The 26185-nt window shown below is 72.9% G+C and carries 28 protein-coding genes; 9 read left to right on the top strand and 19 right to left on the bottom strand.

The genetic code is table 11. From position 1 onward, the window contains the following. Positions 1 to 27: 27 nt before the first annotated feature. On the bottom strand, positions 28 to 678 hold the full coding sequence (locus tag LIU39_RS17790) for an aspartate/glutamate racemase family protein (RefSeq protein ID WP_227047732.1): 651 nt from the start codon (positions 676 to 678) through the stop codon (positions 28 to 30). Between the two features lie 258 nt (positions 679 to 936). Between LIU39_RS17790 and LIU39_RS17785 the strand changes: the two genes are divergently transcribed. After that, positions 937 to 1683 carry a GntR family transcriptional regulator gene (locus LIU39_RS17785; protein ID WP_227047731.1) on the top strand — a complete coding sequence of 249 codons (747 nt, stop codon included), beginning with the start codon at positions 937 to 939 and terminating at the stop codon, positions 1681 to 1683. A gap of 154 nt (positions 1684 to 1837) precedes the next feature. On the opposite strand, the gene LIU39_RS17780 is transcribed toward LIU39_RS17785, so the two are convergent. Next, positions 1838 to 2995: an ROK family transcriptional regulator gene (locus LIU39_RS17780; RefSeq protein WP_227047730.1), complete on the bottom strand. Its 1158-nt coding sequence runs from the start codon at positions 2993 to 2995 to the stop codon at positions 1838 to 1840. A 203-nt stretch (positions 2996 to 3198) separates the two neighbouring features. Here LIU39_RS17780 and LIU39_RS17775 point away from each other — a divergent pair, with 203 nt between their 5' ends. After that, positions 3199 to 3708 carry a hypothetical protein gene (locus tag LIU39_RS17775; RefSeq protein ID WP_227047729.1) on the top strand — a complete coding sequence of 170 codons (510 nt, stop codon included), beginning with the start codon at positions 3199 to 3201 and terminating at the stop codon, positions 3706 to 3708. 64 nt (positions 3709 to 3772) lie between these two features. Here the strand turns inward: LIU39_RS17775 and mug are convergent, their stop codons facing one another. From mug to LIU39_RS17760, 3 genes are all read right to left on the bottom strand, one after another. After that, complete coding sequence (mug, locus tag LIU39_RS17770) at positions 3773 to 4336, bottom strand: G/U mismatch-specific DNA glycosylase (RefSeq protein WP_227047728.1); 564 nt, start codon at positions 4334 to 4336, stop codon at positions 3773 to 3775. A 30-nt stretch (positions 4337 to 4366) separates the two neighbouring features. Next, on the bottom strand, positions 4367 to 5800 hold the full coding sequence (gene purB, locus LIU39_RS17765; protein WP_227047803.1) for an adenylosuccinate lyase: 1434 nt from the start codon (positions 5798 to 5800) through the stop codon (positions 4367 to 4369). Positions 5801 to 5962: 162 nt separating this feature from the next. Then, a complete protein-coding gene (locus LIU39_RS17760) occupies positions 5963 to 6733 on the bottom strand; it encodes an SGNH/GDSL hydrolase family protein (protein ID WP_227047727.1) in 771 nt (256 codons plus the stop codon). Between the two features lie 382 nt (positions 6734 to 7115). Between LIU39_RS17760 and LIU39_RS17755 the strand changes: the two genes are divergently transcribed. Further along, positions 7116 to 7451 carry a TetR family transcriptional regulator C-terminal domain-containing protein gene (locus LIU39_RS17755; protein WP_227047726.1) on the top strand — a complete coding sequence of 112 codons (336 nt, stop codon included), beginning with the start codon at positions 7116 to 7118 and terminating at the stop codon, positions 7449 to 7451. Here the strand turns inward: LIU39_RS17755 and LIU39_RS17750 are convergent. The 6 genes from LIU39_RS17750 to LIU39_RS17725 form a co-directional block, all read right to left on the bottom strand. Continuing rightward, positions 7420 to 7749: a hypothetical protein gene (locus LIU39_RS17750; RefSeq protein ID WP_227047725.1), complete on the bottom strand. Its 330-nt coding sequence runs from the start codon at positions 7747 to 7749 to the stop codon at positions 7420 to 7422. The two genes, LIU39_RS17755 and LIU39_RS17750, sit on opposite strands and share 32 nt — an antisense overlap. Positions 7750 to 7873: 124 nt before the next feature. Beyond that, on the bottom strand, positions 7874 to 8893 hold the full coding sequence (locus LIU39_RS17745) for a hemolysin family protein (RefSeq protein WP_227047724.1): 1020 nt from the start codon (positions 8891 to 8893) through the stop codon (positions 7874 to 7876). Further along, positions 8890 to 10233 carry a hemolysin family protein gene (locus LIU39_RS17740; protein WP_227047723.1) on the bottom strand — a complete coding sequence of 448 codons (1344 nt, stop codon included), beginning with the start codon at positions 10231 to 10233 and terminating at the stop codon, positions 8890 to 8892. Before LIU39_RS17740 ends, LIU39_RS17745 begins: the two co-directional genes overlap by 4 nt. A 267-nt stretch (positions 10234 to 10500) precedes the next feature. Beyond that, a complete protein-coding gene (locus LIU39_RS17735) occupies positions 10501 to 11799 on the bottom strand; it encodes an acyltransferase family protein (protein WP_227047722.1) in 1299 nt (432 codons plus the stop codon). A gap of 209 nt (positions 11800 to 12008) precedes the next feature. Next, the gene (locus LIU39_RS17730; RefSeq protein WP_227047721.1) at positions 12009 to 12428 is read right to left on the bottom strand and encodes a GNAT family N-acetyltransferase; all 420 of its coding nucleotides are present in this window, start codon (positions 12426 to 12428) and stop codon (positions 12009 to 12011) included. Positions 12429 to 12552: 124 nt separating this feature from the next. Next, the gene (locus LIU39_RS17725) at positions 12553 to 13443 is read right to left on the bottom strand and encodes an LLM class F420-dependent oxidoreductase (RefSeq protein ID WP_227047720.1); all 891 of its coding nucleotides are present in this window, start codon (positions 13441 to 13443) and stop codon (positions 12553 to 12555) included. 63 nt (positions 13444 to 13506) lie between these two features. Here LIU39_RS17725 and LIU39_RS17720 point away from each other — a divergent pair, with 63 nt between their 5' ends. Continuing rightward, positions 13507 to 13830: a hypothetical protein gene (locus tag LIU39_RS17720; protein WP_227047719.1), complete on the top strand. Its 324-nt coding sequence runs from the start codon at positions 13507 to 13509 to the stop codon at positions 13828 to 13830. A 187-nt stretch (positions 13831 to 14017) separates the two neighbouring features. Continuing rightward, positions 14018 to 15160, top strand: coding sequence for an FAD-dependent oxidoreductase (locus LIU39_RS17715; RefSeq protein WP_227047718.1), 1143 nt, complete (start codon positions 14018 to 14020; stop codon positions 15158 to 15160). A gap of 254 nt (positions 15161 to 15414) precedes the next feature. On the opposite strand, the gene LIU39_RS17710 is transcribed toward LIU39_RS17715, so the two are convergent. Continuing rightward, entirely contained in the window at positions 15415 to 16053 is a 639-nt protein-coding gene (locus tag LIU39_RS17710; protein ID WP_227047717.1) for a GntR family transcriptional regulator, read from the bottom strand. Between the two features lie 231 nt (positions 16054 to 16284). Between LIU39_RS17710 and LIU39_RS17705 the strand changes: the two genes are divergently transcribed. Continuing rightward, on the top strand, positions 16285 to 17385 hold the full coding sequence (locus LIU39_RS17705; RefSeq protein WP_227047716.1) for a multidrug resistance efflux transporter family protein: 1101 nt from the start codon (positions 16285 to 16287) through the stop codon (positions 17383 to 17385). Here the strand turns inward: LIU39_RS17705 and LIU39_RS17700 are convergent. The 6 genes from LIU39_RS17700 to LIU39_RS17675 form a co-directional block, all read right to left on the bottom strand. Beyond that, positions 17363 to 18541 (bottom strand): M20 family metallopeptidase, encoded by a 1179-nt coding sequence (locus LIU39_RS17700; RefSeq protein ID WP_227047715.1) that lies wholly within the window; start codon positions 18539 to 18541, stop codon positions 17363 to 17365. The genes LIU39_RS17705 and LIU39_RS17700 overlap by 23 nt on opposite strands. Continuing rightward, positions 18538 to 19218 carry a DUF1028 domain-containing protein gene (locus tag LIU39_RS17695; RefSeq protein ID WP_227047714.1) on the bottom strand — a complete coding sequence of 227 codons (681 nt, stop codon included), beginning with the start codon at positions 19216 to 19218 and terminating at the stop codon, positions 18538 to 18540. Before LIU39_RS17695 ends, LIU39_RS17700 begins: the two co-directional genes overlap by 4 nt. Next, on the bottom strand, positions 19215 to 19691 hold the full coding sequence (locus tag LIU39_RS17690) for a RidA family protein (protein WP_227047713.1): 477 nt from the start codon (positions 19689 to 19691) through the stop codon (positions 19215 to 19217). Before LIU39_RS17690 ends, LIU39_RS17695 begins: the two co-directional genes overlap by 4 nt. Continuing rightward, a complete protein-coding gene (locus tag LIU39_RS17685) occupies positions 19688 to 21157 on the bottom strand; it encodes a 4-hydroxyphenylacetate 3-hydroxylase family protein (RefSeq protein WP_227047712.1) in 1470 nt (489 codons plus the stop codon). Before LIU39_RS17685 ends, LIU39_RS17690 begins: the two co-directional genes overlap by 4 nt. A 62-nt stretch (positions 21158 to 21219) precedes the next feature. Next, positions 21220 to 21738 (bottom strand): flavin reductase family protein, encoded by a 519-nt coding sequence (locus tag LIU39_RS17680; RefSeq protein WP_227047711.1) that lies wholly within the window; start codon positions 21736 to 21738, stop codon positions 21220 to 21222. Between the two features lie 159 nt (positions 21739 to 21897). Then, positions 21898 to 22806: a LysR family transcriptional regulator gene (locus LIU39_RS17675; RefSeq protein ID WP_227047710.1), complete on the bottom strand. Its 909-nt coding sequence runs from the start codon at positions 22804 to 22806 to the stop codon at positions 21898 to 21900. 268 nt (positions 22807 to 23074) lie between these two features. Between LIU39_RS17675 and LIU39_RS17670 the strand changes: the two genes are divergently transcribed. From LIU39_RS17670 to LIU39_RS17660, 3 genes are all read left to right on the top strand, one after another. After that, on the top strand, positions 23075 to 24562 hold the full coding sequence (locus tag LIU39_RS17670; RefSeq protein ID WP_227047709.1) for a purine-cytosine permease family protein: 1488 nt from the start codon (positions 23075 to 23077) through the stop codon (positions 24560 to 24562). A gap of 123 nt (positions 24563 to 24685) precedes the next feature. Next, a complete protein-coding gene (locus LIU39_RS17665; RefSeq protein ID WP_227047708.1) occupies positions 24686 to 24958 on the top strand; it encodes a hypothetical protein in 273 nt (90 codons plus the stop codon). Beyond that, positions 24955 to 25326 (top strand): fic family toxin-antitoxin system, toxin component, encoded by a 372-nt coding sequence (locus tag LIU39_RS17660; protein ID WP_227047707.1) that lies wholly within the window; start codon positions 24955 to 24957, stop codon positions 25324 to 25326. The genes LIU39_RS17665 and LIU39_RS17660 overlap by 4 nt, the downstream gene beginning before the upstream one ends. 79 nt (positions 25327 to 25405) lie before the next feature. Here LIU39_RS17660 and LIU39_RS17655 read toward each other — a convergent pair whose 3' ends face one another. Beyond that, positions 25406 to 26074 (bottom strand): class I SAM-dependent methyltransferase, encoded by a 669-nt coding sequence (locus LIU39_RS17655; protein WP_227047706.1) that lies wholly within the window; start codon positions 26072 to 26074, stop codon positions 25406 to 25408. Positions 26075 to 26185 lie beyond the last annotated feature (111 nt).

The raw sequence follows: 26185 nt of genomic DNA, 5'->3' as shown, positions 1-26185 counted from the left end.
CGCCGGGGCACTCCCACCCGTGTCCCCTCACCGCCTCCCGGCCGCCAGGGCCGCCGCGGCCCGCAGCCCCGGGCGCGGGCTCGACAGCACCGGGAAGGAGCGGCCCCCGGCCGCCGTGACAAGTGCGGCGGCCGGCGCCATCGACGCCTGCGCCAGCACCACCGCATCGGCGTCCCGCACCTGCTGTGCCGCGGCGGCGACCGCCGCCAGATACCCCTCGTCGTCACCGGCCGCGAACCGCTCCCAGGCGCCCGCCACCAGCACCGTGCGCACCTCGGTGGCCGAACCGGCCCGTCCCGCCTCCTCCGCGATCAGCTCGGCGGTCGGCCCGAGCGTGCTCTCCACGGTGGCCAGCACGGTGATCCGGGGGCCCGCAGCGACGGCGGCCGCGGCCATCGGCCGGTCCACCCGCAGCACCGGCACGCCGTCCGGGCCCGCCCCCTCGGCGACCGGCCCCAGCGTCGAGCAGGTGCACAGCACCGCCCGCGCCCCGGTGGCCGCCGCATCGGCGAGCGCCTGCGCCACGTCCTGCGCGACGGCGTCCGGCCCCTGCGACCGTGCACGGTCCAGGAGTTCGGCCCGTACGAGGTGGCGCAGCGGGAGGCCGGGCGCCTCCTCGTCACGCAAGGCGTCGAAGACCGGGACATGGGCGGGCGAGGTGTGCAGCAGCGCAAGCATGAGCGGAGGGTAACCGACGGCTCCGGTGCGCCCGGCCGGCCGTCCGCGATCCGGTCGGAAACGGGCGGCACGGCGTCGCCGGCGGGCCCGTCCGCGTAACGGATCCCGTATTGGTCTTGACCAAGGGTGAGGGCGGACATATCGTCGGCATACTGCAACAACCTTTAATAAAGAAGCGCTCATAACCGGGCCGCCCCTGGGCGGGACCGTCACCGGGGGAGCGCAGCCCCGCGGGGCAACGGCCGATGCGGAGGACAGGTGGGGACCACGCAGCTCGAAACAGTGCCGGAGCCGAAGTACTGGCACCTCAAGACCGTGCTCAGCGAGGCGCTGGACTCGGAGTTCGCGGTCGGCGAGATCCTGCCCAACGAGCGTGACCTGGCGGCGCGGTTCGGCGTCGCACGGGCCACGCTGCGGCAGGCGCTGGAGCAGCTGGAGCTGGAGGGCAGACTCCAGCGCAGGCGCGGCGTGGGCACCACCGTCGCCCCGCCGCGGGTCGGCGTCGCCGTCGACCCCGCCCGCCACACCTGGCCCGGCGCCCCCGGCGACGCCTGGCAGCCGGTTGACGCCGTCACCTCGGAGACGGTCCCCGCGTCCGTCGCCCGCCTCCTGGAGACGGCCTCCGGCGAGACCGTGCACATCGTGCGCCGCAACCGCGTCACGCACGGCCAGCCCGTCGCCGCCGAGCTGCTGTACGTCCCCGCGTCCGCGGTCCCCGGCTGCTCCGAGATCGCCGCCGTCAGCGCCACCGCCCGCGCCCGTGCCGTGCTGCACGCCCTGCACGCACAGGAGTTGGAAGGCCAGGACCGCACGGTCGAACTGGGCTCGGCCCGAGCGGAGGACGCAAAGGCGCTCGACCGGCTGCCCGGCGCCCCCGTCCTGGTCGTCACCACCCGCTACGTCGCGGCCGGCCGCACCACCGCCGTCGCGGTCTCCACCTACCGCGCCGATACCTGCCGGCTCACCTTCGGGGAGAGCGAAGCGGTGTCCCTGCTGGCGGGCTGACCCCGCACCACGCCGTCCGGGCCCGCGCCGCGCACCACGCCGGCGCGGGCCCGCCGCGTACCGAGTCCCCCGGGACGGCCGCGTGCACCGGCGCTCCACGGACCCGGAGAACGCCGCCGCCTGACGGAACGGACCGGCGCCGCGCCCCCACCGCTCACCTGCGGCCGGTCATCGTGCCTTCCACGGCGAAGAGTTCACCCTCCACGTGATCCAGCGCGAGCCGCAGCGCGCCGGTCGCCACCGCCGCCTCGCCCAGCGCCGACAGCGTCACCTGCGGCGGCCGCAGGCAGTAGCGCGCCAGCTCGTCACGCAGCGGATCGAGGATGCCGGCCAGCCCGGCCGCCCAGCCGCCGATCACCACCAGCTCCGGATCGAGCGCCAGCACCAGCGCCGCCACGTCGTGCACCAGCCGCTGGAGGAACCGGTCCATCGCGTCCTGCGCCCGCAGGTCGCCCTCGCGGGCCAGCGCGAACACCTCGGCGACCTGCGCCTCGTCCAGCGGATGCAACGGCTTCCCGGTCGTCGACAGCAGCTTCTCCGGGGTCACGTCCCGCCCCAGCAGGTGCAGCGCGCCGATCTCGCCGGCCGCCCCGCCGAACCCCCGGTGCAGCCGCCCGCCGATCAGCGCGCCCGCCCCCGGGCTCAGCCCCGCCAGAACGAACACGACGTCGTCCGAACCGGTCGCCGCACCCTTCCAATGCTCCGCCACAACAGCCGCGTTGGCGTCGTTCTCGACCAGCACCGGGCAACGGAACGAACGCCGCAGCCGCTCGCCCAGCGGCAGGCCGGTCCAGCCGGGCAGCGCCGTGCCGAGCCGTACGGTGCCGTCCGCCTCCACGATGCCGGGGCTGCCCACCCCGACGGCCCGCAGTGAACGGCGCGGCACCCCGGTGCGGCGCAGCAGTTCGGCGACCACGGCCCGTACCCGGTCCAGCCGCTCGTCGGCCCGTGCTCGCTCGTCCACCGGCCGCTGCGCGGACTCCTGCACCTGCCCGCCCAGATCGGACAGCAGGGCGGTGACGCGGTGCGGGCCGATCTCGATGCCCAGCAGATGCCCGGCCTCGGCACGGAAGCGGAAGCGGCGGGCCGGCCGTCCCTGGCGCCGCGCCTCGCTCTCATCGGCGGCGGCCTCCGCCACCAGACCCGTCTCGATGAGCCCCTCGACCACACCCTCGACCGTCGGCCGGGACAGGCCGGTCACCTGGACGAGGTCGGTGAGGGTGGGGGAGTCGGCGGCGCGCAGCGCGTGCAGCACCACCGCCGAGTTGATCCGTCGCAGCAGGGAGGGATCCCCGCCGGTGAGCCGCCCCAACGTCGTCTCCCTCGCCTCGCGTGTGTGGCGGATCGTAGCCGGTCAGCGGGTTGCGCGGCGAGCCCCGGCGGCCCCCGGCAACGCGGCGGGCCGCCGTGCGGAACGGGGCCGCGGCACCCTCGGGCCGCCCCGCGGGCCCCGCTCCGCCGGGCGGTTGTCCTGACGGGCGGCCAATTGTCAGACCCCCGCTGTTTACTGACGGCATGACGACTGATGTGTGGTACCACCACCCCACCGCCCGCGGCCTGGCGGCGCTCGACCAGCTCAGGCAACGGCCGTTCCCCGAAGGCAGGGAACGGTCTCCGACGGGCGAGAGCGGGCCCGGTTTCCATCTGACGCGGCTGTGGGCCGGCCCTCCGGCGTGGGACGCCGACCCGGCGGATGCGGAGCGGATACGCGAGGAGGGCAGGGCCGAACTGGAGGCGCTGGTCGCCGTCCTGTCCTTACGGTGGGGCGAGCCCGCGGAAGTGGACCTCACGGGATCTCTGGAGCGGGTGGCGCAGGGTCTGCCGGTGCGGCCGCCGCTGGACGTTCTGTGCGCGGCGGCCGAGCGGCTGTCGGTCTGGCAGGACGGCAGCCGCTGGGTGGCGCTCGGCGCGGGACACGGCGGGCCGGAGCTACCGGTCCAGGTGCTGGCGGCCACGGGGGAGGCGAGGTTCGATCCGGGGCCGACATGGGGAGGGCGGGCCGGTGGCGCGGGTCCGATGGCGTAGGGCGGGCCGGTGCCGGGGGCCGCAGCCGGGCCCCGGCACCTTCGGACGGCCCGGCCCGACACGCCTAGTCCGGCGTCGGCCCTTCGTCCCCGAAGGCCGCCGCGCGCAGTCTGCCGTACTCCTCGGCCATGGTCGCGAGCGTCCAATGGGCGTTGAGGCCACTGGGGTTGGGCAGGGCCCAGATGCGGGTGCGGCCCAGGGTCCGTTGCTGGGGGCCGATCGCGGCGTGCTTGTCGCCGAAGGCGACGCGGTAGGCGGTGACCCCGGCGACCGCCAGCCACTGCGGCCGCAGCCGGGCGACCTTCTCGGCCAGCAGCCGTCCGCCCTCGCGGTACTCGGCCGCCGTCAGCTCGTCGGCCTTGGCGGTCGCCCGCGCCACGACGTTGGTGATGCCGAGGCCGTGAGCGGGCAACTCGCCCTGCTCGGCGGGCATGAGGAGGCGGGGGGTGAAGCCCGCCGCGTGCAGGACGGGCCAGAAACGGTTGCCGGGCCGGGCGAAGTGATGCCCGGTGACCGCCGTCATCAGCCCGGGGTTGATGCCGCAGAACAGCACCCGCAGACCGCTCGCCGTCACGTCGGGGACGAGGCGGTCGCGAGCGGCCTGCAGCTCTTCGGGGGTGTAGCCCATGTCAGCGGCGGTCCCTGTCGGCGGCCCGGGTCAGAGGATCGATCCGGGGGTGTACGCAGCGGCCTCGGGGTGCTGCTCGGTGATCTCCTCGATGCGGCCCACGACGGACGCCACCTGGTCTGCGGCCGCGCCGGTGAAGGACAGCTTGTCCGCCATCAGCGCGTCCAACTGCGCCTTGTCGAGCGGGATGCGCGCGTCGGCGGCCAGCTTGTCGAGGAGTTCGTTGCGCTCGGCGCCCTGCTCGCGCATGGCAAGCGCCGAGGCGACCGCGTTCTCCTTGATCGCTTCGTGCGCCTCCTCGCGGCCCACACCGGCACGGACGGCGCCCATCAGGACCTTGGTGGTGGCGAGGAACGGCAGGTAGCGGTCCAGTTCGCGGGCGACGACGGCGGGGAAGGCGCCGAACTCGTCGAGCACCGTAAGGAAGGTCTCCAGCAGGCCGTCCAGCGCGAAGAACGCGTCCGGCAGCGCGACCCGGCGGACCACGGAGCAGGAGACGTCGCCCTCGTTCCACTGGTCACCGGACAGTTCACCGGCCATCGAGGCGTAGCCGCGCAGGATCACCATCAGGCCGTTGACGCGCTCGCAGGAGCGGGTGTTCATCTTGTGCGGCATCGCGGACGAGCCGACCTGGCCGGGCTTGAAGCCCTCGGTGACCAGCTCGTGCCCGGCCATCAGCCGGATCGTCTTGGCGATCGAGGACGGCGCGGCGGCGAGCTGGACCAGCGAGGTGACCACGTCGTAGTCGAGCGAGCGCGGGTAGACCTGGCCGACGGAGGTGAACGCCCGGCCGAAGCCGAGGTGGCCGGCGATCCGCTGCTCAAGATCGGCGAGCTTGGCGGAGTCGCCGCCCAGCAGGTCGAGCATGTCCTGGGCGGTGCCGACCGGGCCCTTGATGCCGCGCAGCGGGTAGCGCGCCAGCAGGTCGTCCAGCCGTCCGTACGCCACCAGCAGTTCGTCGGCGGCGGTGGCGAAGCGCTTGCCGAGGGTCGTGGCCTGCGCGGCGACATTGTGCGAGCGGCCGGCCATGACCAGCTCGGCGTGCTGGGCGGCCAGCGAGCCGAGTCGGGCCAGCACGGCGACGCTGCGGTCGCGCATCAGCTCCAGGGAGAGCCGGACCTGGAGCTGCTCGACGTTCTCGGTCAGGTCGCGGGAGGTCATGCCCTTGTGGACCTGCTCGTGGCCGGCGAGGGCGTTGAACTCCTCGATCCGCGCCTTGACGTCGTGCCGGGTGACCTTCTCGCGTTCCGCGATCGAGGCCAGGTCGACGTTGTCCAGGACCCGCTCGTAGTCCGCCAGGGCCTGCTCGGGAACCTCCACCCCGAGGTCCTTCTGGGCACGGAGGACGGCAAGCCACAGCTTGCGCTCCAGCTTGACCTTGTACTCGGGGGACCACAGCACGGCCAGCTCCGTGGAGGCGTAGCGGCCGGCCAGGACATTGGGGATGCGAGGCTTCGCAGACACAGTCACGTGGCCAGAGTCTACTGGCGGTTCAGAGGTGCCCACACAAGGGGCACCCCGGTCCCGGCTGTACGTTCCTCCAGGTCCGGGGCTTGTGCGCCGGGCGTGGGCCGGTTCGCCCGGCGCGGCCGCGAGCCGTCGCCGGTGGCCGGGGCGGGGCCGGGATCAGCCCTCGTACGGCAGCAGTTCGGGCCGCTTGGCCGGGCGGCCGTCGCCCGATGAGCGCCCGCTGAGCCGGCGGCCGATCCAGGGCACCAGGTGCTCGCGGGCGAACCGCAGGTCCGCGGAGCGCCGGGCACGCCAGCCGGGCGGCTGCGCGGCGGGCAGCGGCGCGTCCCAGTCCGCGGCGGCGTCGAGGCCCAGTGCCTGCCAGACGGCCTCCGCGACCCTGCGGTGCCCCTCGGCGTTGAGGTGCAGCCGGTCGTCGGCCCACATCCGCGGGTCGGCCAGCGCCCGGGACGTGTAGAGGTCCACGACCACCGCGCCGTGCCGTTCGGCCACCGCGTCGATGTGCGCGAACAGCTGCTCCATCCGCGGCCGGAAGCGCTCCAGGACCGGCCCCTGGCGGCCGGGGCTGCGCATCAGGACCAGCTGCCCGCCGCCTCTGGCCAGCAACTGTGCCGCCGCGGCGAACCGGTCGCAGACCTGGTCCACATCGCACTTCGGACGCAGTACGTCGTTGAGCCCGCCGACCAGCGTGACCAGGTCGGCGCCCATCGCCGCCGCGGGCCTCGCCTGGTCGTCGAGGATCTGGCCGATGAGTTTGCCGCGCACGGCGAGGTTGGCGTACCGGAATCCGGGGGTGCGGGCGGCCAGCCGGGCGGCGAGCAGGTCGGCCCAGCCGCGGTAGGAGCCGTCCGGCAGTCCGTCGGACATTCCCTCGGTGAAGCTGTCGCCGACCGCGACGAAACTGGTGTAGTGGGCATTCATCTCCATGGCGCGAAGATCCTATCCCGCGGTGTCCGGTCGGCTGTCGTCCGGTGCGCGTGCCACAGGCGCCGGCGTACGGGAAAGACAGGGGTGGGTTCGCGATGACGCCTCGCGGTGCACGGAGTTCGCGGTCCTTCACCGAGCAGGCCCGCAGGCAGCAGCTGATCGAGTGCACCATCGATCTGATCTCCACCCGCGGCCACCCGGCGACCTCGCTCGCCGCCATACTGAACGCGCCGGCCTCTCCAAGGCCGCGGTCCTCTACCACTCCTCCTCCACTCCTCCTCCAAGGACAACCTCACCAGCGCCACCCTGACCCAGGTCCTCGACCGCTGCGGCGCGTACGTCTCCGAGCGGGTGGCGCGCGAGAGCGACCCGCTCTACGCCGGTGGTCGCCTACGTCCGCGCGATGATCGGCTGCCAGCAGGCCAACCGGCGCCACGCCCGTGTGATCACCGAGATGCTGCTCGAAGACGAGGGCGGCACCCGCCTGAAGCCCCCAGGGTCGCACGACACCCACGCGCGCCGGCAGACCCTCGCCGCGCTGCTCGCGGCCGGCCGGGAAGCCGACCGGCCGCGGCAGTTCGACACCCGGGCCGTCGCGCTGGCCATCGGCGGCGCGATCGACGGCGTGATCGCGCACTGGCTGGTCCACCCCGACCTGGACGCGGCCGCCGCCGAGCTGGAGACCTTCACCCTCTGCGTGATCGAGCGCCCCGCCTGACCGGTGCGCCGCCCGGTCTGGCGAAGCCCGGGGCGTGCTCCGGGCGCACTCCGATGGCGCCGAGGCAGCCGGTGACCGTACGCAGCGGCGGCACCCGGCGCAGCAGCCGGAGCACCAGCGGCAGCCGGTGTTCGTCGAGGGTGCCGTCCAGGGTGGCGGAGATCAGTGTGTGCTCGGTCTGCTGGGCCTTCTGGGCGATGGCCGGCGGGAGTTCCCGGCGGCGTTGTACGCGGGACAGTTCGCGGGTACCGGCCGTGCCCGCGCGCAACGGACCGGCGAGGATCCTGGCGGCGGCCACGGCGTCCTGGAGCGCGAGGTTGACGCCGACGCCGTGACGACCTTGCCCTCGACCCCTACGTTCAGGACATCGTCAAGTCCCGGTGCTTCTCCAGGACGGTCACCCGGATCCCGGCCCCGCGTGGTCAGCCGGCGGGCCGCTGGAGCACCAGCTCGCGCAGGACGTCCTCCATCGACACCAGCCCTGCCAGCGTCCCGGCGTCGCCGATCACCGCGGCCAGGTGCGTCCGGGAGCCGCGCATCGCGGTCAGCACGTCGTCCAGCGGCGTCGCGGCCCGCACCCGGGCGATCGGACGCATCGCGCCGACCGGGAACGGGACCTCGCGCGGGGTGGCGTCCAGCGCGTCCTTGACGTGCAGATAGCCGAGGATGCGGCCGGTGTCGTCGAGGACCGGGAACCGCGAGAAGCCGGAGGCTCCGGCCAGCCGCTCCAGGCCGTCGGGGGTGATGCCCAGCCTTGCCGACACGACCTTGTCGACCGGCAGCACCACGTCGCGGACCGGACGGCGGCCCAGCTCCAGGGCGTCCCGCAGGCGCTCCTTGGCCCGGTCGTCCAGCAGCCCGGCGTCGCGCGAGTCCTCGACCATCTTCGCGAGCTGGTCGTCGGAGAACGTCGCGGTGACCTCGCTCTTGGTCTCCACCCGCAGCAGCGCGAGCAGCCCGTTGGCCAGCGTGTTGGCCGTGAAGATCACCGGCCGCAGCGCCCGGGTCAGTGCCACCAGTGGCGGGCCCAGCAGCAGCGCGCTGCGCACCGGCTCCGCCAGCGCCACGTTCTTCGGCACCATCTCGCCGAAGAGCATGTGCAGATACGTCGCGACCGCCAGCGCGATGACGAACGAGATCGGGTGGACCAGCGCGTCCGGTACGGACACGGCGTGGAACAGCGGCTCCAGGAGGTGCGCGATGGCCGGTTCGGCGACCGCGCCCAGCACCAGGGTGCACAGCGTGATGCCCAGCTGCGCGGCGGCGAGTAGCGCGGAGACGTGCTGGAGTCCCCACAGCACGCTCGTCGCGCGCCGGTCGCCCGCGTCGGCGTGCGGTTCGATCTGGCCGCGGCGGACCGAGATCAGTGCGAATTCGGCGCCGACGAAGAAGGCGTTGACGACCAGGGTCAGCAGGCCGACGAAGAGTTGCAGCACGGTCATCGGGCCGCCTCCTCGTCGGTGGTGTCCGTGCTCTCGGCGGGCGGGGCGTGCAGCAGCACGCGCGCCGCGCGGTGGCCCGAAGCGTCCAGCACGTCCATCGTCCAGCCGGCCACCTCCAGGGTGTCGCCGGCCTCCGGGATGCGGCCGAGTTCGGTGGCGATCACGCCGGCCAGCGTCTCGTACGGCCCGTCGGGCAGCCGCAGGCCGATGCGGGCGAGCTGGTCGGTACGGGCGGCGCCGTCGGCGTGATAGACGTCGCGGCCGTCCGCGTCGGTGCCGGCCGCCGCCAGGTCGGGGGTCTCCAGCGGATCGTGCTCGTCGCGGACCTCGCCGACGACCTCCTCGACGATGTCCTCCAGCGTCGCCACGCCGGCCGTGCCGCCGTACTCGTCGATCACCACGGCCATCGTGCGCTTGCCGGACAGCCGGTCGAGGAGCCGGTCGACGGGCAGGGTCTCCGGTACCAGCAGCGGTTCGCGCAGCAGCTCGGACACCGGACGGCGGCGGCGCAGCTCGGCGGGGATGGCGAGGACGTCCTTGATGTGGGCGACGCCGACGACGCTGTCCAGGCTGCCGCGGTAGACGGGGAAACGGGACAGGCCGGTCGTCCGGGTCGCGTTCGCGACATCCTCGGCGGTGGCCTGTACCTCCAGGGCCGTCACCTGGACCCGCGGCGTCATGACGTTCTCGGCCGTGAGGTCGGCGAGGTTGAGGGTGCGGACGAACAGCTCGGCGGTGTCCGGCTCCAGGGCACCCTCCTTCGCGGAGTGCCGGGCGAGCGCCACCAGCTCCTGCGGCCCGCGGGCGGAGGCCAGCTCCTCGGCGGGCTCCAGGCCCATCCGGCGCACCATGTGGTTCGCGGCGGTGTTGAGATGGCCGATCAGCGGGCCGAAGGCGGCGCTGAACGCGCGCTGGGCGCCGGAGACCCGCTTGGCGAGGGCCAGCGGGCTGGAGATCGCCCAGTTCTTGGGGACCAGCTCGCCGATCACCATCAGGACGATGGTGGAGAGGGCGGTGCCGAGGACCAGGGCCACCGAATCCGCGGCGGAGTGCGGCAGTCCCGCCGCGGCGAGCGGCCCGGTGAGGAGGGTGGCGATGGCCGGTTTGGACAGCATGCCGATGACCAGGCCGGTCACGGTGATGCCGAGCTGTGCGCCGGAGAGCTGGAAGGTGAGGCGGCGGACGGCCTTCAGGGCGCTGTCCGCGCCGCGCTCGCCGCGCTCCACCGCGCGTTCGAGGTCGCTGCGCTCGACGGTCGTCAGCGAGAACTCGGCCGCGACGAAGACGCCGCAGGCCAGGGTCAGGAGGAGCGCCAGGGCCAGGAGAAGCAGCTCGGTCATCGGGTCACCTCCGTCCCATGATCGAACAGGATCGGGAGGTTCGCGCTCTGTCGGAAGCGTGCTCGGCAACTGGGAGGTTCGCCCATGGCTGGACGCTCACACACCTTTCACTGGGGTTCGGAGATCCCACCATGGTAAAGGACCGGCAAAGTGGGGTCGGTGTGAAGGTGTTCCGGCGGCCGGGCGGGCTCCCGTGGGGCGGCTTCCCGGACGCCGGGCGGGCAGCTGTCGGCGCCGCCCGGCGCGGGTGGCTGTGCGTTCCCCGGTTCAGGCGTTGCTGCCGACGCTGCGCGCGTCCGGCTCGGTGGCCGGTTCCGTCGGCGGGCCTCCTGGGGCGGTCAACTGCGCGACGGCGGCGTTCTGTTCGGTCTTGTGCGGCGCCGTCGTGGCGAGCGTCCGGTCCCGGGGGCTCATGCCGCGGGTGAGGTGGCGCCGCACCATGCGGCCGATCGGTCCGTCGACCGTGCGGTAGATGGCGGCCGAAAGCAGCAGGGAGAAGACGAGGGCGATGGCTATCGACGGCAGGGGGCCGAGCGCGGGGACCACCTTCAGCAGCCCCTTGGCCACGGGTATGCCGATGCTCTGGTGCACCAGGTAGAAGGGGTAGGTCAGGGCGCCCGCCGTCACGAGCCAGCGCCACCGGATGCGGGCCACCGGACCGCATCCGGCGAGCGCGAGGACGACGAGGAAGAGGGTCAGCACGGCGGCGCAGACGGCCCAGGAGAGCGCGCCTCCCTCGGCGGGCTTCGCCGCATGGCCGGCCACCCGGTCGTGGAGCACGGTGAGTTCGAAGCACCAGGCGAAACCGGCCAGCAGCCACAGCACCAGGTTCTGTCCGAACCTGTGCATCAGATAGAGCGCCGTTCCCGTGATGAAGAGCCCCGCGTACTGGCTGATGACGAACTCGTCGAGCACGGGCGAGTGGAGTTCGCGGGCGATGATCGCGAGGGTGAGCCAGGCCCCGCAGAAGGCGATCATGCGGCGGTAGGTGAGCCCGACGAAGAGCATGACCGCGATCAGCAGGTAGAAGCGGGCCTCCACCCAGAGCGTCCAGGCGACGCCGTCGATCAGGGAGAGCCCCAGCGGGCCCGGGGCCATCGTCAGGTTCCCCAGGATCGTCCGCAGGTCGATGGGGGTGGCGGCCTCCAGGTGGCTGAATCTGGCGGTCAGGACCAGGGCTATGACGAGCAGCACCGCGCACCAGTAGGCGGGGAACAGCCGGGAGACGCGCGAGACGACGAACTGCGCGGGGGTGCGTCCCCAGCAGCTCATGCAGATGACGAAGCCGCTGATGATGAAGAAGGCTTCGACGCCCAACCAGCCGTAGCGGCTGATGTCGTGCAGCGCCGGGGCGAAGTCGCTCAGCTCGTGCTCGCCCCAGAAGTGCGGGGTGGTGGTGCCCAGGTAGTGGTAGGCGGCGACGGCGACGGCGGCCACCAGGCGCAGCCCGTCGATGGCGGCCAGCCGCGTTCCCCCGGCCCGCGCCCGGATGCCCTCCCCGGTGTCCGGCACCTCGCCGCGCAGGTGTCTCCGTCGGGCGAGAAGCTTCGAACTGGCCCTGAGCACGTGGGTCCTCCGGATCGAGTGACGAGGCGCGCCGGACGGCGAACCCGCTGACTATGTGCAGCATGTATACACGCGATGTTTAGATAGGCGGAAGGCGGGGCCAGGGAGAAGGGTGTGGCGGGAGTTGGGGATGGTGATCTTCGAGGGGGTGGCGGCGGGGCTCCGTCCCTTACCGGAACGGAGCCCCGCCGTGTCCGTCGCGTCAGTCGTCAAAGCGGCTTCACCCAGCGCCGCCAGTGGTCCTCGCGGTGGTAGCCGCCCGCGGCCCACGCGTGGTGCGCCCGCTCGTTGGCTTCCAGGACCATGGCGTCCACGCGTCGCCCGCCCAGGGAGCGGAAGCGCTGTTCCGCCGCTTCCCGCAGGGCGGTTGCTATGCCCTGTCGGCGGAAGTCCGGGTGCACGGCCAGCCGGTAGGCGGAGCAGCGCCAGCCGTCGAAACCGGCGATGACGGTTCCCACCAGAACGCCGTCACGCTCGGCCAGCAGCAGGGCTTCGGGGTCTCTGGCCAGGAGCCCGGTCATCCCGTCGTGGTCGTCGCTGATGCTCGTCCCCTCCGCGGCCTCGCGCCAGAACTGCAACACGGCGTCGATGTCGGTGAGGTGGGCGTGACGGATGTGAAGATCGTTCATCCGGCGAGCCAACCAGAGCGCCGGTTCGTTCGGCGAGTGATTTCCGTGCGGCGGGAAGAAGGGGCGGCGGGGTGCGCCGGCCGAAGCGGCGGGGTGCGCCCGCCCGCCGCCCGCCCTGCCCGGCTCAGCTGCCCTGGAGTACCGCGATCACCGGGGCGAACGCCTCCATGAACGGGTCCAGGACGGTGATGTACGAGAAGCCGTAGCGCTCGCGGCGCTCCCGCAGTTGGTCGGCCATCTGCTCCGGCGTGCCGATCAGCAGGGTCGGGGCTTCCAGCACCTGGTCCTCGTCGAGGCCGACGCCGTGCGCCGCGAACTCGCGGGCGGCGGCCCGGCGGTCGTCGGTGACCAGCACCTGCTGCACGAGGATGTTCAGCTCCGCGGGCTCGGTACGGCCGGCCGCGAACTCCTGGTACCTGGCCACCGACGCCGCCACTTGCTCGGCGGTCAGCAGCTCCAAGGTGCCTTCGGGCTTGCCCGGCGCCTGCCGGCCGCCGCTGAACGCCGCGATCTGGGCGTGCTTCGCGGCCAGCCGCAGCATCCGCGGGCCGTTGCCGCCGATGAGCAGCGGCGGGCGGGGCTGCTGGGCGGCCTTCGGCGCGTACCCGGGATCGCCGAGCAGCCGGTCCAACTCCTCGACGGTGCGCGTCAGGTGGTCCACGCGCTCACCCGGCGAACCCCAGGGGAGTCCGGCGTCGTCGTGCTCGGCGCGTACGTACCCGGTGCCCAGGCCCAGCTCAAGGCGGCCTCCGGTGAGCGCGTCGGTGGTGGCCACCTCGCGGGCGAGCAGCGCGGGGCTGAAGAAGCCGGCATTGAGCACGAAGGTGCCCACGCGCGGCCGTTCGGTCGCGTCGGCCGCCGCGACCAGCGCGGGGAACGGCGCGGGTCGGCCGAGGTGATCCGGGACGAGCAGCACGTCGTAGCCCAACTCCTCGCCCCTGCGGCACTTCTCGCGCCAGGTGGGGCCGGAGTCGATGGTGAGCATGTTGAGGCCGAAGCGGAACGGACGTGACATGAGACCCCCTGGGGACATGGCGCCCGTGACCGTCGTGCCGCGGACTGCCGAGCCCATGCAACCATGCCCAGGCCAGAAACCGGAGGCTTCCCCCGGATAACTCGGCCGGATCCGGCCGACGAGGTGCGGAGAGGGGAGTTCGCCGAATCCGGCGGCGTCGACACCGGCCGGGCGGTGGCCGCGTACGCATGGCTGTCGCCGATCGTCGGCCGGCCGTGGGTGGCTTGCGACAGCAGCACAAGGATGCCGTGCAGCCGGACTTCGCCGCCCGGGGAGCGGCGCGAGAACGCGGGCATGAGCACGATCGACCCGGGCGCCGAGCCGAAGGCACGGATCGTCGAGGCGCAGGAGCGGATCGCCGCCGATTCGGCAGGCGTGGCAGGTTGACCGCGCACTGGGGCGACGGCCTGTACCGGCGCCTGGAGGTCGAGCTGCCGAAGTCCAGCGCGTACTGGTGCGAGGCGATGAGGGGGCTGTCGGTCCGGTGTCGGCGGCTTGTCGGCGGGGCCTGGCACCTTTGCGGAGATCCTGCCGGGTGCCCGCCCGGCAGGCGTGCGACACGCAAGGAATCACCATGCGCACCCCTGTCACGATCATCGGCGCCGGACTCGGCGGCCTCACACTCGCCCGCGTCCTGCACGTCCACGGAATCCCGGCCACCGTCTACGAGGCGGAGCCCTCCCCGACGGCGCGTACCCAGGGCGGAATGCTGGACATCCACGACGACAACGGTCAACCGGCTCTGCAGGCGGCGGGCCTGATCGACGAGTTCCGGGGCCTCATCCTGGAGGGCCGCCAGCAGTACCGGGTCCTCGACCGGGACGGGACCGTGCTCCTCGACGTAGCCGACGACGGCACGGGCGGACGTCCCGAGGTGCAGCGTGGGGAGCTGCGACGGGTCCTGCTCGACTCGCTCCCGGCCGGCACCGTCCGGTGGGGGCACAAGGTCAGCGGCGTCCGTGCCCTCGGCGATGCCCGTCACGAGGTGACGTTCGCCGACGGCTCCACCGTCGTCACGAGCCTGCTGGTCGGCGCGGACGGCGCCTGGTCACGGGTCCGCCCGCTGCTCTCCGACGCCACACCCGAGTACGTCGGCGCGTCGTTCGTCGAGACCTACCTGTTCGACGCCGACACCCGGCACCCCGCCGGCGCACGGGCAGTCGGGGGCGGGTCGCTGTTCGCGCCCGCGCCGGGGAAGGCGATCCAGGCGCACCGGGAGAGCGGCGGGGTCCTCCACACCTACGTGTCGCTCTTCAAGCCGCAGGACTGGTTCGCCGGGATCGATTTCACCGACCCCGCCTCCGCGACCGCGCGGATCGCGCAGGAATTCGACGGCTGGGCACCGCAACTCACCGCGCTGATCACCGACGCTGACACCGCACCGGTCCTGCGCCCCCTCAACGCCCTGCCGATCGAGCACCGGTGGGACCGGGTGCCGGGGGTGACCCTGCTCGGCGACGCCGCCCACCTCTCGGCCCCGAACGGTGAAGGCGCCAACCTGGCCATGTACGACGGCGCCGAACTCGGCAAGGCCATCGCCGCGCACCCCGACGACGTCGAGGCCGCGCTCACCGGATACGAGCAGGCCATGTTCCCCCGCAGCGCCACAGCCGCCGCTGAGGGTGCCCTCTTCTACGAGGCCGCCTTCGTCGACAACGCACCCCACAGCCTGATCAACATGCTCACCGGACACGAGCAGGGCCAACAGGGCCAATGAGCCACTCAAGCCCCGAACTGATGCTCTCCTTCTCGCCTTTGCTCAACCCGCACCTCCTGGGCGCCTCCCCGGGCACCCTCCACAACCACGTCCCCGGCCTGAAGGAATTGCGCGCCGGCGCGGTACCCCGCCGGCTCGCAGCCCCGCGCAGCAGGCGGACTCCAGCAAGGTCGATCTCACCGGGGTTTCCTGTACCTCACCCACTCACGCCCGGAATCCGCCCCGCCCCTCATGGGGAGCGCCGGCCGCGGTCCTCAGCCCGTCAGTTCGAGGCCGTCCCAGATCTCGCCCGACAGCTCAACGGCCTTGTCCGTGGCGCCCGTTGCGCAGGCCGCGATCAACGCGTCGTGCCGCGCGGCGGATGAGCGCGCCGCGTCCCCGGAGAAGCGCCGCCGCTCCAGCCTGCGCAGCAGCGGGGTGTAGCGGGCGATCGTCTCGGCGAGCGCGCGGTTGCCGCACACCTCGATCGGGACGGCGTGCAGCGCGTCGTCCGCGGCGATGGCGGCCGCCGCGTCCTCGGCGTCCAGGGCACGCACGAACGCGTCGTTGGCATCCCGCATCCGCGTCAGGTGCACCTCGGTGAGATGCGGAACCGCCTCGCGCACGGCGAGTGCGTGCAGGGCCCGGACGACCGCGAGCGCGTCGCGGATCTCCTGCTCGACGACCGGCGCCACCCGCGTATAGCTCTGCGGCTTGGAGACCACCAGGCGCTCGTCGGCCAGCCGGGCGAGCGCCTGCCGGACGGGGGCGCGGGAGAGGCCGAGGCGCTCGGCGAGCTGGGCGTCGCTGAGCTTCTGCCCGGGGGAGAGTTCGCCGGAGACGATGGCCTCCAGCAGCGCGTCATAGGCCCGGTCGCGCAGCAGCCTTCTCGGCACCGGTTCCAGTGCGGTCACGCCCCGATCTTAGGGCGTGTGCGAGGGGGCGCCGTGGCGTCCGTCGCACACGCCCTGATTCGTGGCCGCCGTCCACCCGCACGCGCCCACCACCGCGGTGGCCCGGAGGCGGCGGCCGGACCTGCCCCTGCCGTCGGCCGTCCGCGAAGGCCAACTAACATTTCAGATATCAATCAGCGGGCGGCGAGCAGGGCCGGGCCCGCCATCCGACGACGGACAACGGGAGACGCGGTGCCGATACCCACCCACGACCACGGCGCGGTCCCCGCGCCCGCCCGCAGGGGCGGCGTGGCAGGCCCCATGGCGCTCGGCATCGTCGCCGCCGCCTGCTTCGCGACGACGTTCGTGCTCAACCGCTGGATGAGCGTCTCCGGCGGATCGTGGCTCTGGAGCACGAGCCTGCGCTACCTGTTCATGGCCGTCCCGCTGACCGCCCTGGTCGCCGTGCGCGGCGGACTGCCCGGCGTCCTGCGCAGTCTGCGGACCAGGCCCGCCGTCTGGCTCGTCTGGTCCACGGTCGGCTTCGGCCTCTTCTACGCGCCCCTGACCTGGGCCGGCGAGGCGGGCGCCGGCTGGCTGGTCGCCTCCACCTGGCAACTGGTGATCGTCGCGGGCATCGCCATCGGCGCGCTCAGCGGCGGCCGGGTGCCGCTGCGCACCATCGGCGTCTCGGCGCTGATCGTCGCGGGTGTCGTCCTGGCCCAGCTTCAGCACGCCGAGGGCACCGGAGCGCTCACCGCACTCAAGGTCGTGCTGCCGGTCGCGGTCGCCGCCGTCGCCTACCCGCTGGGCAACCGCAAGCTGCTCGGCCTCGATGGGCTCGACGGCGTCCAGCGCACCCTGGCGATGACGCTCGGCTCGCTCCCGCTGTGGTTCGTGCTGGCGGGCACGGCGGCGGCGACGGCGGGTCCGCCGTCCGGCGACCAGGTGGTGCAGTGCCTGATCGTCGCCCTGGTCTCGGGAGTCGTGGCCACCACCGTCTTCTTCCGCGCCACCGATCTGGTGCGCCACGAGCCGGCCGCGCTGGGTGCCGTCGAGGCGACCCAGGCGGCCGAGGTGCCCTTCACTCTGCTCGGCGAGGCCCTTGTGGTGGGTGTCGCGGCGCCCGCGCTGTCCGGCTGGCTCGGGCTCGCGCTCGTCGTCGTCGGCCTGTGCGTGCATGCGCTGGGACGGACGCCCGGCGGCGCCGGGGTCCGGCTGCAGGGCGACGGCGCCGAGCGGGCCGGCCGGACGGACCGCGCTCACGACGACCGGAACCCGGCCGCGGATCGCGTTCCGTGCGACGCGGTCCACGCCGGGGCCCGGCCGGTCAGCGGCCGCTCCCGCCGGTGAGCCGCGCCCTGCGCTCCGGATCGGCGGCCGCCGACACCGCCGTCAGCGCCAGCGCCGCCGCACCGTCCAGCACCGCACGGTCGGCATCGGGACGCACACAGTGCGCGGCGAACTCCTTCTGGTGGTTGACCGCGGGCAGCGAGCCGATGCCGATGTACGGATGGATGGCCGGCAGCACCCGCGACACATTGCCCATGTCGGTCGACGCCCGGTTCATCCTGGCCTCCGGCGCACCGGGCGCGGTGAACCGCCGCCCCACCTCCAGGGCGTGCCGCCGGTAGAGCCCCAGCAGGTCCTCGTCCGTACGGAACTCCGCGTACGGCGGGCTCTCGTCCTCGATGTGCAGCTCGCAGCCGGACGCCAGCGCCCCGGCCTCGAAGCACCGCTCGACCCGCGGCCGCACCGCGGCCAGTTCCTCCAGCGTCCTGGCCCGCACGTACCAGCGGCCCAGGGTCTGCTCGGGGATCGCGTTGGGCGCCTCGCCACCGCGGGTGACCATGCCGTGCACCCGTACCGTGGACGGGAGTTGCTGCCGCAGCAGGCCGATCGCGACCTGCGCGAGGGTGAACGCGTCGGCAGCGTTGCGGCCCTGCTCCGGGTAGGCGGCGGCGTGCGCGGCCTTGCCCCGGTAGCCGACCTCCATGTGCGCCACCGCGAACGGCTCCGCCTCGGCGACGTCCACCGGGCCCGGATGCACCATCATCGCCGCGTGCACCCCGGCGAACGCGCCCCGCTCCAGCATCAGGATCTTGCCGCCGCCGCCCTCTTCGGCCGGCGTGCCCAGCACGGTCACCGTCAGCCCCAGATCGTCGACGAGCGGCGCCAGCGCGGCCGCCGCGCCCACCGCCGACGCCGCGATGAGGTTGTGCCCGCAGGCGTGCCCGAGCCCCGGCAGCGCGTCGTACTCCGCGCACAGCGCCAGATGCAGCGGCCCGGAGCCGACGGTCGCCGAGAAGGCGGTGGGCAGCTCACAGATGCCCGGGGTCACGCGGTAGCCCAGTTCGTCCAGGGCGGTGGCCGTCCACCGGGCGGCGCGCTCCTCCTCCCAGGCCACCTCGGGGTGCGCGTGCAGCTGGTGGCTGAGCGCGAGCAGGTCGTCGGCCGCGGCGGCGACGGCGGTCCGCGCCGCCGTGTGCGCGGCGGTCACCGGCGTCACGCCGGATCACCCGGCACGCCGTAACCGGGAGCGGCACCCGGATCCAGCGCGCGGCGCACGTAATCCGCGCACTGCGGCTCCCACCGCCGCCACAGGGCCGCCAGCTCGGCGACCGGGTCGCCGTCCGTCCAGTCCACCCGCAGATCGGTGACCGGCCAGGGCACATCGGCGGCGATCAGCAACCCCGCCGAATGGACCGGGCCCGCTTCGCCGCCGGCCGCCGCGCCCGCCGCCAGCGCATTGGTCAGCCGCAGGCCCAGCGGAGCGTCCGGGGAGGTGGCGAACGCCTCGGCCATCGCCGCCGGCACACCGGGATCCGCGAGCAGATTCCCGGCCGCGACCACGTCCGCGCCCACCGCGTGGGCATACACCCCCAACGTGCCGGAACCCGAGTGCTGCGCCGGCACGCCGCGTACGCCGACCGCCGTCAACTGCCGCCATGCGGCGTGCGGTTCGGCATCGGCCAGCCGCTTCACGGCTTCTTCGGCGCCCGCCCCGTCCGCCAGTGCGTCCAGCAGGGCCGGGCCCAGCCGGGGATCGGTCACGTTCTGCGAGCAGGCCGCGCCGACCCCGGCACGGACGTACGCACAACGGGCCGCCACCGCAGGGCTGGAGGAGGACACCGCGACCCCGAACTCACCGGTGCGGACGCAGCGCGCCGCGATCGAGAACGTCACAGCGCCTCACCCCGCTCGGCGGCGTGCCGCAGCCGCTCCTGCTCCGCCTCGGCCCGCCGGTGCTCCGGGATCACCGCCGTCGCGTCGATCTCCACCAGCCACTCGGGCCTGGCCAGCGCCGAGACGACGAGCCCGGTCGAGACGTAGTGCACGCCCTTGAGCCAGTGGCCCATCGTGCGGTACACCGCCTCCCGGTGCCGGATGTCGGTCAGATAGACGGTGATCTTGACGATCTCGTCGAGCCGGCTGCCGCACTCCGCCAGCAGCATCGCGATGTTGGCCATCGCCCGCTCCGCCTGCGCGGCCACGTCGCCGACGCCGACGCTCTCCCTGCTGTCCAGGTCCTGCCCGATCTGACCGCGCAGATGGACCGTGCCCTCCGCGACCACGGCCTGCGCCAGGTCGTTGGCGAGGCTCTGCTCGGGATAGGTGTCGGCGGTGTTGAACCGCCGGATCCGGGTGTGCGCGCTCATGCCGTCCTCCCCAGGGTGCCCAGGACCTTGTCCGAGAGCCCGGCCGCGTCCTTGACCAGGTCCAGCGGCCCGTCCCAGTCGAAGTTGCGGTAGACCGCGCCCAGATGCGCGAACGGCGGCGACTGCGCGAAGAGCTGGAACGTCAGCCGGTGGCCCGCGTAGTCGGAGTTCAGCAGGTCCCGCGCATAGGCGAGCAGCTTGCGGCGGTCCTCGGCTACCCAGTGCTCGTTGACGGAGTAGAACTTCTCCAGCCACGGCGCGGTGTCCGGGTGGTCGAACGACGCCTTGTCCGGCGTGATGCAGATCTGCCCGCCGCACAGCTCCCGCGCGATGTGCATCATCTCGTGCAGCTGCGAACAGGCCAGCACCCGGCCGGTGTAGAGCAGCGACTGATTCGGCATCAGCAGCCCGCCGGGGCTCGGCTCCGCCATCGCCACCGCCGCCGTCAGGTGCGCGTTGATGCCCTCCCGGTAACAGGCGAGCGTCGCCAGCTTCTCCTGCACGGCCTGCTGCTTCTCCAGACCGGTCTGCTTCACGTTCCACAGTGCGGCGCCGATCATCAGGTCGGCGAGCCGCAGATTGCGCTGGGTGAACGCGTACGCGCTGTAGCGGTGCAGGGTGGCCCGTATGAACGTCGCCGCCTTGGTGTCCCGGTAGAACAGCACGTTCTCCCAAGGGATTTCGACATCGTCGAAGACGACCAGCGTGTCCACCTCGTCGAAGCGGTTCGCCAGCGGGTAGTCATCGGCCGGCGCGCGGCCCGCGAAGCCCGTGCGGCAGATGTACTTCAGGCCGGGCGAGCCCATGTCGAGCATGAACCCCAGGGCGTAGTCGGAGAGTTCGGAGTCGCCCCAGTTCGCGATGGTGGGCTTGGTGAACGCCTGGTTGGCGTAGGCGGCCGCGGTCTCGTACTTGGCGCCGCGCACGACGATGCCGCGGTCCGTCTCCTTGACGACATGCAGCAGCATGTCCGGGTCCTGGTCCTGCGGCCGCTTGGACCTGTCACCCTTGGGGTCGGTGTTCGCCGAGACGTGGAACGGGTCGCCGAAGCACGCCTGGTCGATATGGCGCCGGACGTTGCCGCTGTAGGCCGGGTTGATGGCGTCCAGCATGTCCTGGCCGTCGATCAGCGACCACACCTCGCCGATCGTCTCGTCGCCGACCCGCGTGACCACGCCGCCCACATCCGTGAGCACCGCGTCCGTGGCGGCCCGCTTCGCGTCCCAGTCCTCCTGGGTGCGTGGCGGCTTCTGCTGTACCGCGTTGACCTCGTCGCCGCCGGGCGCGGTGTACGTCATCACGTCGCGGGTCGCCGGATCGTGCGCCATGTCGTAGATACGGGCACGGATGTCGACCAGCGGCCGGAAGGCGGGATGCGCGGTGACGTCCGCGACCTTCTCGCCGTTGATCCACACCTCCCGGCCGTCGCGGATCGACTCCCGGTACTGCTCCCCGGTACGGATCATCTGGGCGCTCCTTACAGTGACTTACAGGGACGTGAGGGGTGAGGCGGCACGGGCGGGGCCGGTCACAGGGCCCGGGGCGCGCCGTACGCGCGGGCGTGGTGCACCAGCGGCCGGGCCGTCGTGAGGCCGGACGCGCGCACGTCGCCGAGCAGGATGCGGTGCGTGCCGTGCTCGTACGACGCCGACAGCCGGCAGTCGAAGACGGCGGCCGCTTCGGTCAGCGCGGGGGCGCCGGTGGCGAGATGCCGCCAGGGCGCGCACCCGAAGTCGTAGGGCGCACCGCCGTGCGCCCGGCCGGCGAACACATCGGATACATGGGCCTGTTCGACGGCCAGCACGCTGACCGCGAACACGCCGTTGCGGGCCGCGGCGTCCGCCAGCGGGCTGCGCCGGTTGACGCAGACCAGCAGCGACGGGGGATCGGCGGAGACCGACGTCATGGCGCTGACGGTCTGGGCGAAGCGTCCGGCCGGGCCGTCCGTGGCGACGACGGTGACGCCGGTCGCCGCGTTGGCCATGGCCGCGACGAAGTCGGAACGGAGCGGACGCGGGTCGGTCAGGTGGTCCGGGGCGAGCGTCATCATCAGCCTCCCAAAGGGTGCGGGCTCTGCTGAGCGACCACTATGGGAGCCGCGCTCTCCATCCGTAAAGCAGATGTTTTCGAGCAACTGCATCTGTTTTACGGATACCCGGAAAAGTCCCGGACGAGAGGCAGTTGACCGCTCCGAAAGCCCGGCGGCTCAGGCCCCCATGGCCTCCCGGCAGACCGCGGCGAACGCCTGCGCCCGCCCCGTGGGCCGCACCCCCGACAGCCGCGCCAGCACGACCGGCAGCGCGGGCAGCGGATCCGTCAGCCGCAGCGCCACCGCGCGCCCGCCGTCATAGGTCGTGTCGTGCACGGGACGCTGGTTGAGGATTGCGAAACCGTGCCCGGCGGCGACCAGCGCACGCACCGTCTCGTAACTCGTGCTGCGGTGCCGCACCCGCGGCTCGATCCCCGCCTTCAGCGCCAGCGACCGGAAGTAGTCGCGGCTCAGCGGCAGATCGAGCACGATCATCGGGTCCTCCGCCAGATCGGCAAGCCGCACCGCCCCGGCACCGGCCAGCCGGTGCTCGGGCGGCACCAGTGCGTACGGCGGCGCCACCGCCAGCACCTCACGGTCCAGATCGGGATCGAGTCCCAGGTCGTAGAGGAGCGCCAGCTCGCAGGTCCCGCCGCGCAACGCGTCCTGCACCGTCCGGATGTCGCCCTCGGTCACCTGCACCCGGACCGCGGGGTGCGCCCGGCCGAACTCCCGCAGCAGCTGCGGCAGGCAGAACGGCGCCAGCGTCTGGAAACACCCCACCGCCAGCTCGCCGACCAGGTCCGTGCCCAGGCTCCGCGCCGCCTCCGTCAGATCGTCGGCGTGCGTGAGGAAGCCGCGCAGCTCGTGCAGGAACCGCTCGCCCGCCCGCGTCAGCGACAGCCCCTTGGCGTGCCGGCGGATCAGCAGCTGCACCCCCAGCTCGCGCTCCAGATGGGTCACCGCGGTCGATATCGCGGACTGCGAGACGTTGATGCGCTGGGCGGCCGCCGTCATGCTGCCGAGCTCCGCGGCGGCGAGAAAGTAGCGCAGCTGTACGAGCGTGAAGTTCGCGTCCTTGGGCATGCCGGCGATCCTCGCGCATCGCCTGCATCGGCAAAAGTGATGGGGGAGGACGGATTTCTCTGATTGACCGGACGGCGCGGAGTGCCCAAGACTCCCGTCCAACCCCGCCGGTCGGCCGATCCATCCGGCCCCTCGTCACCCGCCGGACCACCCCGCACCGGCCGCCCGCCGCCCGCCGGCCACCCGCGCCCCGCCGCAGCCCGACGGCCGGCCCTTCCCGCCACCCGCCAGCCCGCCGCCTTGCGCGGGCCGCCCCGAGGAGGTCGCCATGACCGGACCCGGAGGAACCGCGCAGCCCGCAGCGGTCGAACGCCACACCATCGACCTGGTGCCGGACAGTGAACGGCACGGGCGCCCCCGTGATCTGTTCACCATGTGGTTCGGCACCAACATCGCGCCCCTCCCGCTGGTCACCGGCGCGATGGGCGTTCAGGTCTTCCACCAGTCGCTCTGGTCGGGCGTCCTCGCCGTCCTCGTCGGCCAGCTGCTCGGCGGCGTCTTCATGGCGCTGCACTCCGCACAGGGGCCGCACCTCGGCGTGCCCCAGATGATCCAGAGCCGCGCACAGTTCGGCACGCTCGGCGCGCTGCTGATCGTGGTGGTGGCCGCCGCGATGTACGTCGGCTTCTTCGCGTCCAACATCGTGCTGGCCGGCAAGTCGCTGCACGGGCTCGCTCCCGCCGTACCGGTCGGCGCCGGCATCCTGCTGGGCGCCGCGGGATCCGCGGTGATCTGCCTGATCGGCTACCGCCTCATCCACACCCTCAACAAGATCGCGACAGTGGTGCTCGGCCTCGGCATCGTGACCGGCATCGCGGTGGTCGTCGCCCGCGGACTGCCGCACGACTTCTTCACCCGCGGCGAATTCACCTTCGCCGGCTGGCTGGCGACCGTCTCGCTCAGCGCCCTGTGGCAGCTCGCGTTCGCCCCGTACGTCTCGGACTACTCGCGCTACCTGCCGCGCACCGTCCGTACCGCGAGCACCTTCTGGGCCACCTACTGGGGCTCCGCCCTCGGCTCGATGCTGCCGTTCCTGGCCGGCACCGTCGTCGCCCTGGTCAGCCCGAACCCGGACACGGTCGGGGGATTCCACGACGCGGCCGGCGCCTTCGGGCCCGTCCTGCTGATCCTGTTCCTCTTCAGCGTCATCAACCACAACGCGCTCAACCTCTATGGCGCGGTCCTCTCGATGATCACCATCGGGCAGACCTTCCGGAGCCGCTGGCAGCCCCGCCTGATGGCCCGCGGCGCCGTCTCCGCACTGGTCCTGGCCTGCGCACTGGCCTTCGCCCTCGGTCTGTCCAGCGACTTCGTCGCCCGCTTCGTCAACCTGGTGCTGGTCCTGCTCGTCGTCCTCGTGCCCTGGACCGCGATCAACCTCATCGACTTCTACCTGCTGCACCACGGCCGCTACGACTTCGACGCCCTCTTCGCACCGGACGGCGGCCGCTACGGGCGCTTCAACACCATCGCGCTCGGCTCGTACGCGATCGGCATCGCCGTCCAGATCCCGTTCCTGGCCACCGACCTCTACACCGGCCCGCTCGCCGCCCACCTCGGCGGCGCCGACCTGTCCTGGCTCGTCGGCCTGATCGTGACCGCCCCGCTCTACTACCTGTGGTCCCGTGCCCGCCGCACCGGCGACGACACCGGGCACCCGGTACCGGCCGCGGCCACCGCCCGGGATCTGCCGGCCACCCCACCCGCGGCGACCGATCCGCTCCGGCCGCTGTCCACGGAGGACGTACCGGGCTAGGCGTGCGCCAGGTCTTCCTCGGCCGGCTACGCGGGCTGCGGAGCCGGCGGAGGGACCGGGAGGGCGGGGCGAGCCGGGCGGTACCGCTTGCCGGTGCTAGCGGATGCGCGCTAGCTTGGGAGCGTGGCGAAGACACAATTGAACGTCCGTGTGGACGAAGCCACCGCCGAAGCGGCCCGGGAGCGAGCCCTGCAGCGGGGAGTCAGCGTGAATCGCTATATCGAAGAACTCGTCCTCAAGGACGCGGGAGAAGTCGGCCAGACCTTCGTCGAGGCGGCATCCGACTTCATGAAGCAGTACGAGCGCGTCTTCGCCGAAGAATTCGGCCTCGATCCGGCCGTCGGCAGCAGCCACGGCAGGGCCCAGGGCCGGGAAGGACACCCGGGCAAGAAGTGACCCTGCGCATCGACCTCGCCTGGCTCCTCCTGATCGCCGAACAGCACACCCCGGGAGACCCTCCGATCACCGACTGGGGCGCCCTGGTGGCCGCCGTCAGCCGCCACGAGGCGGAGATCCTCGGCGTACCCGTCTACACCGACCCGCAGGACCGGGCCGCGGCACTGCTCCAACTGCTGCTGCACGTACCGGCGTTGGCGCGCTCCAACGCGATGTTCGCGACCGCCGTCGCCTACGGCTACCTCATCGCCAGCGGCCTGAAGATCGCCACCTCCCCTGAGCGCGTCCGCGACCTCGCCCGCCTGGTCAAGGACGGCACCACCGACCTGCACGCCATCGCCGAGGAACTGCGCAGCTGGACGGTCTGACCGGCCGGCGGACGCGAGACGGGCACGGTCCCGCCTCGCGTTTCGGCTTCCGCTGAGCCGCCTCGCGATTCGCCTCCGCTCAGCCGACCGGCCGTCGTGCCGTCCCCAGCACCGCGGGAGAGGTCGGCAGGGTCGGCCCGCGCTCCGGCACCTTCAGCCGCCGGACGTGCACCACATCGAAGCCCGCGGCCCGGATCTCGGCGAGCGGATCCCGCCAGGTGTGGCAGCCGCCCATCAGCGTCGGCCAGACCGTACGGTCCAGCGTCCACTGCACCGCCGAAAGCCCGCCGCCCGCCGCCCGTACGTGCTCGAAGAAGCGCAGCTCACCGCCGGGCCGCAGCACCCGCCGCAGCTCCGCCAGGGACCGGCGCACGTCCCGCACCGAACACAGCACCAGCGAGGCCACCGCCGCATCGAACGCCTCACTCTTGACCGGCAGTGCCTCCGCGACCCCCGGCACCAGATCCACCGGCACCTCCGCCCGCACCGCCGCGTTCCGCGCCAGCCGCCGCAGGGTGGCCTCCGGCTCGATCGCCACCACCTCCGACACCGTCCCGGGACAGTGCGCGAAATTCAGCCCGGTGCCCGCGCCGACCTCGATCACCCGGCCGGTGACACCCGACAGCAGCGCACGCCGCAGCTCCGCCACCCCCGCCCGCTGATCGGCCGCGGCCCCGCACCGCGCATAACAGCGCGCGAACAACGGATGGTGCACGGCGTCCCGCGGAACACTCCTGCGCTGCCACATGACGGCCCCTTTCACCGGACGGTCGGCCCGCTGCCAGTCTCCCTCGTGTTTCTCTCGGGGGAGGGCAGGCTGCCGGGGATGTGGATGCGGCGGCTGCGTTCGTCCCCCCAC

The organism is Streptomyces pinistramenti, from assembly GCF_020564935.1.
In the GTDB taxonomy this organism is placed as follows: Bacteria; Actinomycetota; Actinomycetes; order Streptomycetales; family Streptomycetaceae; genus Streptomyces; species Streptomyces pinistramenti.
The sequence above is the reverse complement of the archived record's forward strand: the minus strand, read 5'-3'. Positions and strand labels throughout refer to the sequence as shown.